The 15,557-nt window shown below is 66.7% G+C and carries 12 protein-coding genes; 8 read left to right on the top strand and 4 right to left on the bottom strand.

Annotated features, from left to right (window positions below; all coding sequences use genetic code 11):
- Positions 1–275 precede the first annotated feature (275 nt).
- From ACFHW1_RS07010 to ACFHW1_RS07000, 3 genes are all read left to right on the top strand, one after another.
- The gene (locus ACFHW1_RS07010; RefSeq protein ID WP_416615091.1) at positions 276–3,107 is read left to right on the top strand and encodes a polymorphic toxin-type HINT domain-containing protein; all 2,832 of its coding nucleotides are present in this window, start codon (positions 276–278) and stop codon (positions 3,105–3,107) included.
- The gene (locus ACFHW1_RS07005; protein WP_416568582.1) at positions 3,100–3,459 is read left to right on the top strand and encodes a hypothetical protein; all 360 of its coding nucleotides are present in this window, start codon (positions 3,100–3,102) and stop codon (positions 3,457–3,459) included. The genes ACFHW1_RS07010 and ACFHW1_RS07005 overlap by 8 nt, the downstream gene beginning before the upstream one ends.
- Positions 3,460–3,947: 488 nt before the next feature.
- Positions 3,948–7,247: a polymorphic toxin type 17 domain-containing protein gene (locus ACFHW1_RS07000; protein ID WP_416615089.1), complete on the top strand. Its 3,300-nt coding sequence runs from the start codon at positions 3,948–3,950 to the stop codon at positions 7,245–7,247.
- Between the two features lie 55 nt (positions 7,248–7,302).
- Here ACFHW1_RS07000 and ACFHW1_RS06995 read toward each other — a convergent pair whose 3' ends face one another.
- Positions 7,303–8,352, bottom strand: coding sequence for a helix-turn-helix domain-containing protein (locus tag ACFHW1_RS06995; protein WP_416568495.1), 1,050 nt, complete (start codon positions 8,350–8,352; stop codon positions 7,303–7,305).
- Positions 8,353–9,396: 1,044 nt separating this feature from the next.
- Between ACFHW1_RS06995 and ACFHW1_RS06990 the strand changes: the two genes are divergently transcribed.
- The gene (locus ACFHW1_RS06990) at positions 9,397–9,504 is read left to right on the top strand and encodes a DUF397 domain-containing protein (RefSeq protein WP_416615088.1); all 108 of its coding nucleotides are present in this window, start codon (positions 9,397–9,399) and stop codon (positions 9,502–9,504) included.
- A gap of 221 nt (positions 9,505–9,725) precedes the next feature.
- Positions 9,726–10,829 carry a D-alanine--D-alanine ligase family protein gene (locus tag ACFHW1_RS06985; protein ID WP_416568493.1) on the top strand — a complete coding sequence of 368 codons (1,104 nt, stop codon included), beginning with the start codon at positions 9,726–9,728 and terminating at the stop codon, positions 10,827–10,829.
- A 65-nt stretch (positions 10,830–10,894) separates the two neighbouring features.
- On the opposite strand, the gene ACFHW1_RS06980 is transcribed toward ACFHW1_RS06985, so the two are convergent.
- Both ACFHW1_RS06980 and ACFHW1_RS06975 read right to left on the bottom strand, forming a co-directional pair.
- Positions 10,895–11,494 carry a DUF3515 family protein gene (locus ACFHW1_RS06980; protein ID WP_416568492.1) on the bottom strand — a complete coding sequence of 200 codons (600 nt, stop codon included), beginning with the start codon at positions 11,492–11,494 and terminating at the stop codon, positions 10,895–10,897.
- Complete coding sequence (locus ACFHW1_RS06975) at positions 11,491–11,724, bottom strand: Lrp/AsnC ligand binding domain-containing protein (RefSeq protein WP_123600471.1); 234 nt, start codon at positions 11,722–11,724, stop codon at positions 11,491–11,493. The genes ACFHW1_RS06980 and ACFHW1_RS06975 overlap by 4 nt, the downstream gene beginning before the upstream one ends.
- A gap of 112 nt (positions 11,725–11,836) precedes the next feature.
- On the opposite strand from ACFHW1_RS06975, the gene ACFHW1_RS06970 reads away from it, so the two are divergent.
- Both ACFHW1_RS06970 and ACFHW1_RS06965 read left to right on the top strand, forming a co-directional pair.
- The gene (locus ACFHW1_RS06970; RefSeq protein WP_123600472.1) at positions 11,837–12,775 is read left to right on the top strand and encodes a thiamine-phosphate kinase; all 939 of its coding nucleotides are present in this window, start codon (positions 11,837–11,839) and stop codon (positions 12,773–12,775) included.
- Between the two features lie 63 nt (positions 12,776–12,838).
- Complete coding sequence (locus ACFHW1_RS06965) at positions 12,839–13,324, top strand: GNAT family N-acetyltransferase (RefSeq protein ID WP_416568500.1); 486 nt, start codon at positions 12,839–12,841, stop codon at positions 13,322–13,324.
- A gap of 96 nt (positions 13,325–13,420) precedes the next feature.
- Here ACFHW1_RS06965 and rpmB read toward each other — a convergent pair whose 3' ends face one another.
- On the bottom strand, positions 13,421–13,615 hold the full coding sequence (gene rpmB, locus ACFHW1_RS06960; protein WP_123600473.1) for a 50S ribosomal protein L28: 195 nt from the start codon (positions 13,613–13,615) through the stop codon (positions 13,421–13,423).
- A 231-nt stretch (positions 13,616–13,846) separates the two neighbouring features.
- Between rpmB and ACFHW1_RS06955 the strand changes: the two genes are divergently transcribed.
- Positions 13,847–15,547: a DAK2 domain-containing protein gene (locus tag ACFHW1_RS06955; RefSeq protein WP_416615086.1), complete on the top strand. Its 1,701-nt coding sequence runs from the start codon at positions 13,847–13,849 to the stop codon at positions 15,545–15,547.
- Positions 15,548–15,557 lie beyond the last annotated feature (10 nt).

Raw genomic sequence — 15,557 nt, 5'->3', positions numbered from 1 at the left:
ACGGCCACATGCGCCGGCAACTTCCCGTCCGACCGCTGCTCCCGCACCCCGCACACCTCGACCGCGGCGTCGACCTCCTCCCGCGACACCCGCGAAATCAACACCCCGAGCGTGACCTGGTCCGGCCGCACCACCGCATCCACCGACATGACCCGGAATCAGAACAGCCAACCCCGTCGGCACGCAGCCCGCCACGCCGAACCACCCGACAGCAGCCACACAACCGCAGGCCACACCCCAAGATCAACTTAAGCTACGCAGCATTGGACGCAGGTGTGAGCACTCGTGTCTACAACGACTATGGCGATTTGACCCAAAGTACCAATGCCAACAGCGATGTGCTCGCATACGAATACGACGTGCTCGGACGTAAGGTTGGTGTGTACGATGACACTATCTCGACCACGAACCGGCGTGCGACGTGGACGTACGATACGATTGGCACGGCCAAAGGGCTGCTGTACACGGCTAGCCGGTGGATTGGCGACGACGCATACACGATCCGCACTCGTGGTTACGACGCCTTCTATCAATCGATGGGCGAGGACTACGTTATACCGTCTAGTGAGACTGGGCTATCTGGGACTTACACCTTCCGGCGTACCTATCACGCCGACGGCAGCCTGGCCTCAAGCTACTACCCAGCAAAGGGGGGCCTGCCGTCCGAGAACCTGAAGTACGAGTACGACCCCGTCACCGGACTTGCAGAAAGAGTCGCTATCGGCGTGTCCGATCAGTACGTGGCCAATACCGAGTACACACCTTTCGGTGATCCTGCACTGATTGTTTATCAGCCGGAGTCAACAGCATTCGTCGAGCGGGCATTTATTTATGATGACGTGACCCGCCGGTTGACTCAGGCGAGTACCAACCGCCAGGTGGTTCCCCAGCAGATCGCGGACGTTACCTACAGCTATGACCCTGCCGGCAACATCACCAAGATTGCCGATGTTTCCACTGGTGGCGCTGTTGACACGCAGTGTTTTGAGCACGACTACTTCCGCCAGTTGACCGAGGCGTGGACGCCGGGCAACGGTGATTGTGCCGAGTCGCCTAGCGTAGGGTCGCTCGGGGGGCCGGCGCCATACTGGCTGTCCTGGACGTTCGACAGTGTTGGGAACCGACTGACGGAGGTCTTGCACGCGGCAGGTGGGGACACCGTCCGGTCATACAGCTACCCGGCCGCTGGTGGTAGCCAGCCGCATGCCCTTCTGTCTGTGACGACCACCGGTCCCGGCGGCAGCAGTTCGACCTCCTTCACCTATGACTCTGCTGGCAACACCGCGACACGACCGAGCCCGACGTCTGGCACGCAGGTCTTGGACTGGGACTCCGAGGGTCGGTTGTCGGAGGTTGACGACCCCGGTGACGATCATTCTTTCGTCTACGACGCGGATGGGACTCGTCTGGTCAGGCGGGATGGTGCGGGCAAGACGCTCTACCTGCCGAACATGGAGGTTCGGTACAACACCTCTACCGGGTCGACCACCGCCGACCGCTACTACACGTACGTTGACGGTGTCTATGCGATGAGGAACGGGCTTGGTCTGACCTGGCTGGTTGGTGACCACCAGTCGACGCAGTCAATAGCCGTCACCTCGTCCAGCACGCAGCCGGTCACGCGTCGCAGGCAGACGCCGTACGGTATGCCTCGGGGCAGCGCACCGAGCTGGCCGAACCTCAAGGGTTTCGTTGGCGGCGATGTCGATCCGACAGGGCTCATTCACATCGGAGCACGCGAGTATGACTCCGAGCTTGGCCGGTTCACCAGTGTTGACCCTGTCCAGGATTTCGCAGAGCCGCAACAGTGGCACGGATACAATTACGCGAACAACAGCCCCGTCACCTTCTCTGACCCGACAGGGCTCTACGCTATCGGCGATAATGCTGGGCACGTCAGGTCGTATCGCGAGAAGGAAAAGGATGGAACATACAGGGTTGATGATTATACGCCAAAAAATGCTCCAGACCACATGTTTCAAAAGGTTGTTTATGTTCTCAATCCTAGATATAAAGTTGAGGCTAATGGTTTCGGCCAGACGTTTCTGAATGGTTATCCGCTTCCTTCTGGTGGACCTAGTCCGGCCGAGCTTATTGGCTATCTCGAAGAACATTGTCAAGACCAGCATGCGTGCAACTTCGACTTTGCCTGCGGGAATTTCCTGAGTTGTGATCCTGCGATGACTGACCTGGAAGCCACCGCGGTCCTGCGGCACATCTGCGATAGAGGGCATTGTGATACCGACTTCCGAATCAAGGTCGAGGACGACAACATACTCCTCGTCGGGGTCGTGCACGGAATGTTTGGTATGCCTGGTGGGGTCGGTGGCGGTCGCAGGCGGGGTGCTGGTGGCGGTATAGGTACCGGTCATCGGATCAACTTGAGCGCCTGCAAAAACAGCTTCGCTGCCAAGACCGAAGTTCTCATGGCGGACGGCTCCACCAAAAAGATCTCCGATGTAAATGTTGGGGATGAAGTCCTCGCCACTGATCCCGAGAGTGGCGTAACTGCGGCTCGAATGGTGACGGCGGTTATAGTCGGATCGGGCATCAAGCATCTTGTCCGGGTCGCTGTCAAGTCACAGTCGACAGGCGAGCGTGAAGGTTCTGTCGTCGCTACTGCAGATCATCCCGTTTGGAGTGTGACGGGCGGTAAATGGATTGATGCCGAGGACTTGGAGGAGGGCGAAGCGCTCCGGACAAACGGTAGATCTTCGCCAGCGGTTCTCCACGTTGAGAGATCTCTTGATATTGCCACCGTCTACAACTTGACGGTTGCCGGTATTCACACCTACTATGTGCTAGCCGGCAACACGCCAGTCCTCGTACACAACACGGGACCGTGCGGCCCGGTGGACGCTTGGTCGCCTGGAACATTCGGAAGCGCTGAAGAATCGGCAACGTATCACGTCGGTAAGCATGGTAAGGGGAGAACGCTAGCCGAATACACAGATGAGGCGAAGAATCTGTGGGCTAGAACTCCCGAAGGAGATCGTATTCCTTGGAAACTGAGAGATGGCAGCGAAGGATGGAAGATCAGAGGTGGTTTCCGCGGAGGCGAGGGAATCTATACCAAGGACGGAAAGATCGTGACCTGGCATGACTGATTCGTCTGACTTCCGGCACGCCTTCATGATGTTCCGATCCGTGCCTTATCCGGCCTATCCACAACTAGTGGAGTTGCAAGATTGGAACTCCCTGCTTCTAACCATTGATGGGCACATCGCTGGATATGCATCTAAGGTCCATGATGGTCGAATGCGTGCACAAGATGTTCCAAATCTCGATCAACTTATTCTTGAAGTGAGTTCACTGGGGTCGTCGCTCGATCAGATCGAGCCGGTGACAGATGAGGATCGCCAATCGATTGGTGACTATCGGTCATATGTGGCGGCCCTGGGGCGTATGGTGTCGGAGCTTGGTGGCCTTGCTGATCAAGAACGGCGATCGACTGATTAGCGCGGAGTCATCGAGTCCGAAGTGTCGGCACTTACCGACCATAACGGTGCGTGATGGGAGAGTGTCGGCGGCTGTCGGGGTTTGCTCGGGTTGCCGTCACCGTTGCCGTCAACGGCGAGGTATACATCCGAGGCAATCGATGTAGTGTCTCTGCGTCGTGGTCGGACGTCAGATCTTGGCTGGCGTGCCGCATAGCGGTGCGGCCGATCACTGGGAGCCTCGGCGGTGGGTGCTGGCCCTGGGCGATCGTCGAGGCCCCGGCCGACGGTTCGGCTCGGCGGTTCTTACCGTGATCTTGCTTCTTGGTGTGGTGGGCGTGCGCGCGGGGCCGGAACGGCTGCAGCGCGTGCGCGGCCCGGCTCTGCCGGGCCGTTCTTGATCAGGTATAGCAGTTTTGTGCCAGGCATTTGGTGCTATTCGTTGTCTATCCGAACTTTTGAGGGTATTTCGGACTGGGTTGTTCGGCGTGTGATGCGGTGCGGGGCGACGTGACCCGTGTCGAGCAACTCGCCTCGTACACCGGCAGCACCCCGAACTGGGTGAAGACCGCCACCGCCAGCTACGACACGTTGGGCCGGACCATCTCCTCCGGTGACGCGCTGGACCGGATCACCACCACCACATACACCCACAACAACAACGACCTGCTCGGCGCGGTCACCACGACGAATCCGGCCGGCCACAGCAGCACCGTCAACCTGGACACCACCCGAGGGCTGCCGACGACCGCCGTCGACGCCAACGGGAAGACCACCACCGTCTGGCAGGACGCGCTCGGCCGTCTCACCCACGTGTGGGCACCCGGCCGCACCACCAGCCAGACCCCGGACAGCGAGTACGCGTACACCGTCAGCCTGACCGCACCTGCCACCGTCGAGACCAAGGCCCTCGGGCCGAGCGGGAACGTCATCACGTCGTTCGACATCGCCGACGGGTTGCTCCGCCCCCGGCAGACACAGGTCACCGCCCCGGACGGCAAACGCACCATCAGCGACACCCAGTACGACGGCCGTGGCCTCGCGACCAAGACGTCGACGTTCTACAACGACGCGTCCGGGCCGACCGGCAGCCTGGTCACCTTCGCCGACACCGCCATCGAGTCGCAGACCCGCACCGTGTACGACGGTGCCGGCCGGCCCACCCGTACCCAGTTGTGGTCGGCGAACGTCTTGCAGTGGGAGACGGTGACCGGCTACGACGGTGACCGGGTCACGGTCGACCCACCCACCGGCGGCACCCCGACCACGTCGATCATCGACCGCCGGGGCAGGCAGACCGCGCTACGCCAGCACACCGGCTCGTCCCCGACCGGCGCCTACGAGGAAACCAGCTACGGCTACAACCCGCGTGACGAGCTGACCACGGTCACCGACCCGGCCGGGAACCAGTGGACCTACACCTACGACCTGCTCGGCCGGCGTACCGGCACCGTCGACCCCGACGCCGGCACCTCCACCAGCACCTACGACAACGCCGGCCAGCTGGTCACCACCACCGACGGCCGCGGCGAAACCCTCTGGTACGGCTACGACAACCTCGGCCGCCGTACCGAGCTGCGCGACGACACCTCCACCGGCGTACTGCGGGCGTCGTGGACGTACGACACCCTTGAGCTCGGCCTGCCGACCTCGTCGACCCGCCACATCGGCGGCGACGCGTACACCACGGCGGTCACGGCCTATGACGACGGCTACCGGCCCCTCGGCGCCACCGTCACCATCCCGGCCGCTGAGACCGGGCTGGCCGGCACCTACACCACCAGCCACACCTACCACGACAACGGCACCCCGGCGACCACCAGCCTGCCCGCGATCGGCGGCCTGCCCGCCGAAACCCTCACCTACGGCTACCACACCGCGTCCGGCCTGCCCACCACCCTCACCACCGGCACCGACACATTCGTCTCCGCCACCAGCTACCACTACGACGGCAGCATCGCCCAACGCATCCTCGGCACCGGCGGCACCCGCATCCGGGTGTCCTCACCGGTCGAGACCGCGACCCGCCGCCTGGCCGCCTCCCAGGTCGACACCGAACACCCCACCACCCCCGACACGTGGAACGACGCCGCCACCACCAGCTACACCTACGACCCCGCCGGCAACGTCACCTCGATGGCCGGCACCACCGCGGGTGTCGCCGACCAGGCCGAATGCTTCACCTACGACCACCTCCGCCGCCTCACCCAGGCCTGGACCGAAACCACCCCGACCTGTACCACCCCGCAACGCACCGGCGCCGACCCCTATCGACAGGCCTTCACCTACGACACCACCGGGAACCGGCTCACCGCGACCACCTGGTCCGCGACCGGGTCGACGACCGCCACCTCCACCTACCCCACCCCGGGCAGCCCCCAACCGCACGCCGTCACCGCCGTCGACCACACCTGCGAGACCACCGGCACCGACACCTACGCGTACACCACCGGCGGGCACACCCAAACCCGCACCGTCGACGGCGTCACCCAGACCCTCACCTGGGACGAGGAAGGCCACCTCGCCACCACCACCGAACCCGGCCTGGACACCACCAACATCTACGACGCCTCAGGGAACCGGCTCATCCGCCGCGACACCACCGGCACCACCCTCTACCTCGGCCACACCGAACTCCGCCGCACCGCCAGCAACGGCCAGATCGACGGCACCCGCCACTACCAACACGCCGGCGCCACCATCGCCGTCCGCACCGTCACCGGCCTCACCTGGCTCATCCCCGACCACCACGGCACCAACCAGATCAGCATCGACCCCACCACCCTCGATCTCACCCGCCGCCGCACCCTCCCCTTCGGCGACACCCGCGGCACCCCACCCACCGCCTGGCCCGACGACAAAGGCTTCGTCGGCGGCACCAAAGACCCCACCAGCCTCACCCACATCGGCGCGCGCCACTACGACCCCACCCTCGGACGGTTCATCTCCGTCGACCCATTCGTCAACCCCGGCGACCCACAAACCCTCAACGCCTACGCCTACGCCAACAACAACCCCACCACCTACACCGACCCCACCGGCCTCTACTTTGAAGAGGGCTCTTACGGGAATGGGAAACGTGGCTATATCACCAAAACGCCATCCGGGAAGAAGAAGATCACTACAACGGGAAAGTCGGCAAATATCCCAGATGCGAGAGGGTCGTCCGGTAGAAAGGAAACCCCTGGTAGTTCCGGCGCGGGGTCGACGGGCGGGGGTGGTCGTGATGTTGAGAGTAAGAGCCGAAAGGACATCATCGATGGCGCTATGATGCTGGGTGAACGGGGTGAGTTGGTAATTGCACCGTCCTCCGCTGATCTTGACGAAATGTTGCAGCGAGCTCGCGATAGTTATTGCTCCTGGCTGACTCTAATCTGCGATGAAACGCAGTTGGGAAACTATACATATAACTATATTTGCGAGCGTCAATCATCGTGGTGTGCGGACTCTGCTCCCCTGTATGTTATTTACCAAGAGGCCGGACTTGGCCCGGCTGTCAGGGCGGCGTTGCCTGAGGTCTTGCGTAGTGGGGTGAAGGGGCTAATCAAGAACGCCAAACTGCCGGTTTCGGGTAAAATCAGATTTGTCCCGCCGAAGCGAACCTCAGTCAATTCGGGCTTAGTAAAGGGCCAAAAGGGTGGATATATTGACAGATTCGGAAATGAGTGGGTGCGCGGCCCTTCGCGAACTCCAGGACAAGAATTCGAGTGGGATGTCCAGCTAAGTAGGACGGGTAAGGCTCAGCTGAGAAGGCTGAGTCCTGACGGGAAGCACTTGAATGTTTCGTTGGATGGAAGGATTACACACTAGCATCCTACTGGCATGCCTAGTGCGTTGGCCGTGAACGTTCACCGGGTCTGATCGGTCAGGCGGCCTTGGCCCGGGGACGGCCCCAGCGGTGCTGGCGTTCGCTGCGGACCCGGGCTCTTTCGCGGCGTTGCGCGGCCAGCACGTCCGGGTGGCGGGCGTTGGCGTTGCGCCAACGCAGGTACTTCTGCATCTCTCGGGCCAGGACGGTGTGGTTGGGGTGGTTCGAGTTCGCCATGGTGAACATCCGCAGCGGCCCGAACTGCGCTTCGATCGGGTTGGCCCAGGACGCGCTGGTCGGCGTGAGGCACAGCTCGACCCCGTTGCGAGCCGCCCAGGCCCGGATGGCCGGGGTCTTGTTCGCCGACAGGTTGTCCAGGACGACGTAGATCGGGGCGCCGTCCGGCCGCGCCCCGCGGATCGACTTCAACGCGGACAGGGTGTGGTCCGCGCCCTTGCGGCGGCGGTTGACACCCCAGAGCTGGTCGTCGCCGAGGCTGTAGCAGCCGTGGAAGTACCGGATGCCGTGCGTGCGACGGTAGGTCGCCGGCAGCCGGTCCGGACGCCACCGGTTGGGGAACGTGCTGGTCACCTCCTCGATCCGGTCGAGTTTGGCGTCGAGGTCCGGGTCCGTCGATTCCTTCCAGGTCCGGGTCCGCTGCCAGCTGACCTCGTTACGTCGCAGGATCTGCCGCAGCCGTTCCCGGCCCACGTCCACCGTCCGGGTGGCGTCGGTGGCCAGGTAGTCGGCGAGTTTACGCAGGCTCCAGCAGGTGAAAGGCCGCCCGAGCGTGCTCGGGCGGGCCTTGGCCGTCGCGACGATGAACGCCTCATCGTCGTCACTGATCCGGCGGGGACGGCCTCCCGCCCACTGAGGGTCCAGCGCGCGGAGACCGATCTCGTTGAACGCGTGGATCACGTCGCGGACGGTGTCCTCGTGACCGGCGATCAGCCGGGCGATCGCCGGGACCGGTGTCCCGGACGCCGACGCCATGATGATCAGCGCCCGCCGCATCCGGACCGAATCGTGCTTGCCCCGGCGGACGAGTTGTTGCAGCTTACGGCCTTCTTCTTGCGTCAACCGCCGTGCCCGTACCGGCTCGGCCACCCCGCCACCTCACTCTCGACAGCCAATATCACCGCCGTCGAGAGTGAGCCGTGACCAGCGACTACCAGCGGACGCCGCCCGGCGTGTCGCCGACCCGGTGAACGTTCATGGACAACGCACTAGGGGGTAGTATTGGGGATTGGGTGTATGGCTGGGGCGAGTGTGGTCTTGGTTGGCATGTTGCTTATTCTGCGAAGGTGGTTGGTGGTGCGATGGAATGTGGTGACCGGTATCGCTTTTCGGTGCGGTTGCTCTGATGGGTAGCCCGAGTTGGCACTTTGTTATCGATGAAATGCGAAATGGGTGAATCGTGATGGGTAATGGTCGAATTCCTTTCTATTCGGAAATTGTTGTCGTCCGGGATCCGCAGCAGACTGGGCAAGATGGTCGACTTGGGGCGGTGGTTGGCGTATCGGAGAATTTCGACGAGGGTGGTAGTTATGCAATAATTCTTGATGGTGAAGACCACGTCGTCGTTTATGATTCAAGGGATATTCGACCTACGGGAAAAATGCGCACTCGTGACTTGTACTATCCCGATGAAACCTTAGAGTGAAAGTCGTACAGGGTTTGGGATCGACCTGCGGACTGGTCAAGTTTCTCGACCTATTTTACATCCGGTAGTGACGGGGGTTGTTTGGCATGTTGACGCCGACGTGATGGTCGTTCACAGGCTTGTGCAGATAGGTGTTCCGAATCTGCGGGTGTAGGTACCAGTAGCGCGGGTCGGCCCAGATCTCGGCCAGCTTTCCCTCTGGTTATCTAGGAAGTGCAGTAGTCCATAATGGTGGGTAGATCGTGATGAGGGGCACACGCGTCTGGCCGGCGCGACCGATACCGTCAACTGCGTGTTTGGGGCGAAGAACCGGGCCCTTGCAGGGACGTCGGGTTTCCCCTGTTTGTTGCTGGGGCGAGGCCCCTCAGAACCGGGCGGGCCCTAATCGGTCGTCGTAACCGTGATGGAATCGTCCCCAGTAGCGAGCCTGGACCCATCATTTCCCTTGTTCGGATGTCCAGTCGCGTCGCTGCTCAAAGGCAATGCCGGTGCTATGGGACAGCAAGGACGCGTCCGGCCCGGTGCTGCGGTTCGAGCCGGGCACGTGGTCGACCTTCGTCGACGGGGCGAAGGCGGGCGGGCTCGCCCACGCGTGACCACCGGTAGGCCGCCGCCCAACGAACGCGGGTCCCGGGTCCTCAGCTACCCGGCGGTTACTCCTTGCATCATCAGGAGGATCCCGGGCCGGTCAGGGCCCGGCAGGCGGGTACGCAGAGTAGGGTCAGCCGCGTGAGCGCGAAGACGTGAACCGCGTACCGCCGGGCTCCCCCGACCTCGCCCGGCGGGCGCGTGCAGGCCGCGAACGAAAGGCACCCCTGTGACCAGCCCAGCCAAGACCCGCGTCGCCATCGTCTTCGGCGGCCGCAGCACCGAGCACGCGATCTCCTGCGTCAGCGCCGGCAGCATCCTGGCCGCCCTGGACACCGACGAGTACGAGATCGTTCCGGTCGGCATCACCCGCGCCGGGCGGTGGGTGCTCACCACCGGCGACGGCAGCCAGCTGGCCATCACCGACCGGCAACTGCCGGAGATCACCGACCGGTCCGGCTCGGCCGTGGTGCTGCCCGCCGACCCGACCGGCAACGGGATCATGGTGCTGGACCCGGCGGACGGCCCGGCCGCCGCGCTGGCCGGCGTCGACGTCGTCTTCCCGGCGCTGCACGGCGCGTACGGCGAGGACGGCACCATCCAGGGGCTGCTGGAGATGGCCGGCATCCCGTACGTCGGGGCCGGGGTGTTCGCCTCGGCCGCCGCGATGGACAAGGAGTTCACCAAGAAGCTGGCCACCGTCGAGGGCATCCCGACCGGCCCGTACGCGGTGCTGCGCCCCGGGGTGAGCCTCAGCGACGCCGACAAGGAGCGCCTCGGCCTGCCGGTGTTCGTCAAGCCGTCGCGCGCCGGTTCGTCGTACGGCATCACCAAGGTCTCCGACTGGGCCGACCTGGACGCCGCCGTCGCCACCGCCCGGGAGATCGACCCGAAGGTGCTGATCGAGGCGGCGATCGTCGGCCGTGAGGTCGAGTGCGGGGTGATCGAGGGCGAGGCCGGCGGCGGCCCCGAGGCGTCCCTGCTGGCCGAGGTACGGGTGGTCACCGACCACGAGTTCTACGACTTCGAGGCCAAGTATCTCGACAACTCCTGCGAGTACGACATCCCGGCCGGGTTGTCGGAGCAGGTGACCCGGCAGGTGCAGGACTACGCCTGCCGCACCTTTACCGCGCTGGACTGCGCCGGTCTGGCCCGGGTCGACTTCTTCGTCACCGACGACAACCAGATCTACCTGAACGAGATCAACACCATGCCGGGGTTCACCCCGACGTCGATGTTCCCGCGGATGTGGGCGGCCGCCGGCCTGGAGTACCCGAAGCTGGTGGACCGGCTGATCCGTACCGCGCTCAGCCGGGGCACCGGGCTGCGCTGACCGACCGCCGGGACCGAGACCGGACCAGAGGAGCGGACCGGACCGGATTCGGACCGGACCCAGAGTCAGGCGCGGCAGCCGCGCGGGGCGGCGTCCGCGTCGCTGGGCACCGTCTCGATCAGCGGGTCGGCGAACGCGGTCACCCACTGGCCCGGTTCGTCGTAGGAGCCGGGCACGCTCACCCGCACCGGGATCTCCCGGTCGACGGTGGTCCAGACGGTGGCGTCGGCCTGCTCGGCGGCGTGCCAGCAGACCCCGTCAAGCGCGTAGACCAGGTCGGTCGGTGGGAACTGCGCCGCCGGCACCCCGCAGGCGACGGTGATCGGCGGTTCGCCGTACGCCGCGTTCTGCTCGGCGCCGTCGGTGACCCGCCGCTGCGGCAGGTCGCGCAGCGTACCCGGCAGTTGGGAGACCAGCGCCCGGCAGACGATCTCGGCGCGTTCGTCCAGCGTCGGGGCGGCGATCTGCACCGGCGTGGTCGGCACCGGCGCGACACCGGCGGACGCCGACGCCGACGGGTCCGCGGCGGCCCCGGGGTCGTCGTCGGACCCGGCCGGGGCGAGCCGGCTGAACGCGGCGAGCGCCACGATCACGGTCAACGGCAACGCCACCACGGTCGCCCAGATGGCCGCCTGCCTGGTCGTCCGGTCCGGCCCACCTGTCACAGTCGTACCACCGAACACGTCAGGGTCCGGGTGATGCCCGGCACCATCTGGACCCGGCTGACTATCATCGTCCCGAGTTCGTCCACGGTGTGCGCCTCGGTGAGCACGACCACGTCGTACGGCCCGGTCACCGCGTCCACCCGGACCACGCCGGAGATGTCCGCGATCGCGTCGGCGACGTCGCGTGCCTTTCCGACTTCGGTCTGGATGAGGATGTATGCCTGGACCACGACCCGACTCCTATCCGCCGCCCGGGAGCGGCTCGAACGTGAAACTACCGTACGGAGCAGGCCGGATTCATGACGGTGCCCGAGTGGAGACGACAATGATCGAGGTGGACCGGTGAATGTGGCACAGGCCGGTGAATTCGGGCTCATCTCCCGGGTCACCGCGCGGCTGCACCCGGGGGCCGCCACCCTGCTCGGCCCCGGCGACGACGCGGCCGTGGTGGCCGCCTCGGACGGCCGGGTGGTCGCCTCCACCGACGTGCTCGTCGAGGGCCGGCACTTCCGGCGGGACTGGTCCAGCGCCGTCGACGTCGGCCACCGCGCGGCCGCCGCGAACCTCGCCGACATCGTGGCGATGGGGGCGGTGCCGACCGCATTGCTGGTGGCGCTCTGCGCCCCGCCGGAGACCGACGCCGGCTGGGCCGAGGACCTGGCGGTCGGCCTGTCCGACGAGGCGGCCAAGGTCGGCGCGAGCGTGGTCGGCGGCGACATGTCGGCCAGCCCGACCCTGACCATCGCGGTGACCGCCCTCGGCGACCTGCACGGCGCGGCCCCGGTGCTGCGCAGCGGCGCGCACGCCGGTGACGTGCTGGCCATCGCGGGCCGGCTCGGCTACGCCGCCGCCGGCTACACGGTGCTGTCCCGCGGCTTCCGGTCACCGAAGCTGCTCGTGGAGGCGTACCGACGCCCCGAGGTGCCGTACGCCGCCGGCCCGGCCGCGGCGAACGTCGGCGCCAGCGCCATGATCGACATCTCGGACGGGTTGATCGCCGACCTGGGTCACGTCGCCACCGCCAGCCGGGTCGGTATCGACCTGCGCCGGGCCGCGTTCGAGGTGCCGCCGCAGATGCGCGACACTGCCAACGCGCTCGGCGTCGACCCGTACCAGTGGATCTTCGGCGGTGGTGACGACCACGCCCTGGCCGCGACGTTCCCCGAGGATCTGCCGCTGCCGAAGGGCTGGCGGCGGGTCGGCCACGTGGTCAAAGGCGCCGGGGTCACCGTCGACGGCCAGCCGTACCAGGGCGTCGCCGGCTGGGAACACTTCCAGTGAGCCCGCGCCGGTCACCGCTGAGCCACCGCCGGTGACCGCACTACGCTTTACCGCGTGACTGATCTGCTTCAGGCCGGCGTCGAGATCCGCCGGGTCCGCTACACCGACGCGGTGGCGCAACGTCTGGTGGCCGCCGCCATGGCCGATCTGGGTGCCCGCTACGGCGGCACCGGCGACGACACCCCGGTCGACCCGGCCCACTTCGACCCGCCCGGCGGTGCCTTCCTGATCGCCCATCTGGACGGGGCACCGGCCGGCTGCGCCGGCTGGCGCAGCCACGGCAGCTCCGGCGAGGACGCCGAGCTGAAGCGGATGTACGTCGCCGACGCCGCCCGCGGGCGCGGGGTGGCCCGCGCGCTGCTGGCCGCCGTTGAACGCTCCGCCGCCGGCCAGGGACGCCGCCGGGTCATCCTGGAGTGCGGCGACAAGCAGCCCGAGGCGATCGCGCTCTACAGCAGCAGCGGGTACGCCCGGATCCCGAACTTCGGCTACTACCGGGACTCGCCGGGCTGCCTGTCCTTCGGCCGGGTGCTCAGCGCCGACTGGTGACGGATGCTCACCGCCGGCTGGTGACCGTACACAGTCAGCCGCCGGACCCGATCGGGTCCGGCGGCTGCTGAAACGTCGAGGTCGTGGGCGGCGCGGTCAGGCGCCCCGGACCACCTTGCCGGCCTTGAGGCAGGAGGTGCAGGCGTTCACCTTGCGGGTGTTGCCGCCACCGGCCGGGGTGCGAACGGTCTGGATGTTCGGGTTCCAACGGCGGTTGGTCTTCTTCTTCGACCACGGCACGTTGTGACCGAAGCCCGGCCCTTTGCCACAGACGTCGCACACGCTAGCCACGGGATACTCCTGGGGATTTGTCGTTCATCAGGTCGCCGGTCGCCGGGACACACCACGCCCAGACAACCTGGCCAGGCTACCCGATCGACCACGCGGGCGGCCAATCGCCCCGCCCCGACCGTCCCGCTGCCGCCGCCCGGCCGCACCGGGTCGTCTCCGCGCGCCGGCCGCCCGGCCGCACGCGGGTCGTCTTCACGGCGGCTGTCGGCGTGCGCCAGTAGGCTCATCGCCGTGCTGGACACCCTTGACGCCGCCGCCGTGCGCCGGTGGTGTTCGGGTGCGCTGGCAGCGCTGCGTCGCCACCAGGGCGAGATCGACGCGCTCAACGTCTACCCGGTGCCGGACGGTGACACCGGCACCAACCTGGTCCTCACCCTCACCTCGGCCCAGCATGCCCTGGCCCTCGACCTGGACAACTCCTCCGAGGGGGAGCAGACCTCGCACGGACGGGTGCTGCGGCTGATGGCCCGGGGCGCGCTGCTCGGCGCCCGGGGCAACTCCGGGGTGATCGTCTCGCAGATCCTGCGCGCGCTGGCCGACACGCTCACCGACACCGCCGTGGTGCGCGGCCGGGCCCTCGCGTCGGCGCTGACCGCCGCCACCGACGCGGCGTACGCGGCGGTCGCCCGCCCGGTCGAGGGGACGGTGCTGACCGTGGTCGCCGCCGCCGCGCGGGCCGCCGACCGGACCGGCTCCGACGACCTCGCCACCGTGGTACGGGCCGCCGCCTCGGCCGCCCGCGACGCCCTCGCCGCGACCCCCGGTCAGCTGCCGGTGCTGGCCCGCGCCGGGGTGGTCGACGCCGGTGGTCGCGGCCTGTGCCTGCTGCTCGACGCGTTGGCCGCCGTGGTCGGCACCCCGGTCCCCGACAGCACCGGCGATCACGCGGCCGACCCCGGCGATTCCGCCTACCGGGTACCCGGTGACCCCGGCGGCGCCGGTTCCGCCGTCGACTCGCACAGTGGGGCCGGTTCCGAGGGGTACGGCTACGAGGTGCAGTTCCTGCTCGAAGCGCCGGCCGGGGCGGTCGACCGGATGCGGGCCGCACTCGCCGAGATCGGCGACTCGCTGGTCGTCGTCGGCTCCGACGCAGGGGACGATGACGACGAGGGCTACGACGCAGGGGACGGCGACAGGGACGATGCCGACGGGCACGGTCCGGTGTGGAACGTACACGTGCACGTCGACGACATCGGCGCCGCCATCGAGGCCGGCATCGCCGCCGGTCGCCCGTACCAGATCTCCGTCACCCGGTTCGCCGACCAGTCGGCGCCGCCGCTCGCCGGCCGGGCCGCCGTGGTGGTCGCCGCCGGCACCGGCCTCGCCGCCCTGTTCACCGGTGAGGGTGCCGGCGTGGTCGGCGGCTCACCGTCCACCGCCGAGCTGCTCGACGCCATCCGCCGCACCGGCGCCGCCGAGGTGGTGGTGCTGCCCAACGACCCGGACACCCAGGCCGTTGCCAACCTTGCCGCCCGGGAGGCCGAGGCCGGCGGCGTCACCGTCGCCGTCGTGCCGACCCGGTCACCGGTGCAGGCCCTCGCTGCGCTTGCCGTCCGCGACCCGCGACGCCGCTTCGACGACGACGTGATCGCGATGGCCGAGGCGGCCGGGGCCTGCCGGTACGCCGAGGTCTGCCACGCCGCCCGGGAAGCGCTCACCGTCGCCGGCCGCTGCCGCCCCGGCGACGTGCTCGCCCTGGTCGAGGGGGAGGTACTGCTGATCGGCACCGACCTGGCCGGCACCTGCCGCAACCTGCTGGACCAGCTGCTCGGCGGCGGCGGTGAACTTGTCACTTTGATCGTCGGCGAGCAGGCACCGGACGGCCTGGGCGACGCGGTGGCGGCGCACGTCGCCCGCTGCTGGCCGTTCGTCGAGGTGCACACCTTCGTCGGCGGGCAGCCGCACTACCCGCTGATGGTAGGGATCGAATGACGCAGCCGTT

Source organism: Micromonospora sp. LOL_014 (genome assembly GCF_048060245.1).
Lineage (GTDB): Bacteria > Actinomycetota > Actinomycetes > Mycobacteriales > Micromonosporaceae > Micromonospora_E.
Note: the sequence above shows the minus strand (reverse complement) of the source record. Positions and strands in the feature narration are given on the sequence as shown.

Coding starts and splice junctions, on each gene's coding strand:
- ACFHW1_RS07005 (WP_416568582.1), top strand. CDS start 3,100: ATGACTGATTCGTCTGACTTCCGGCACGCCTTCATGATGTTCCGATCC.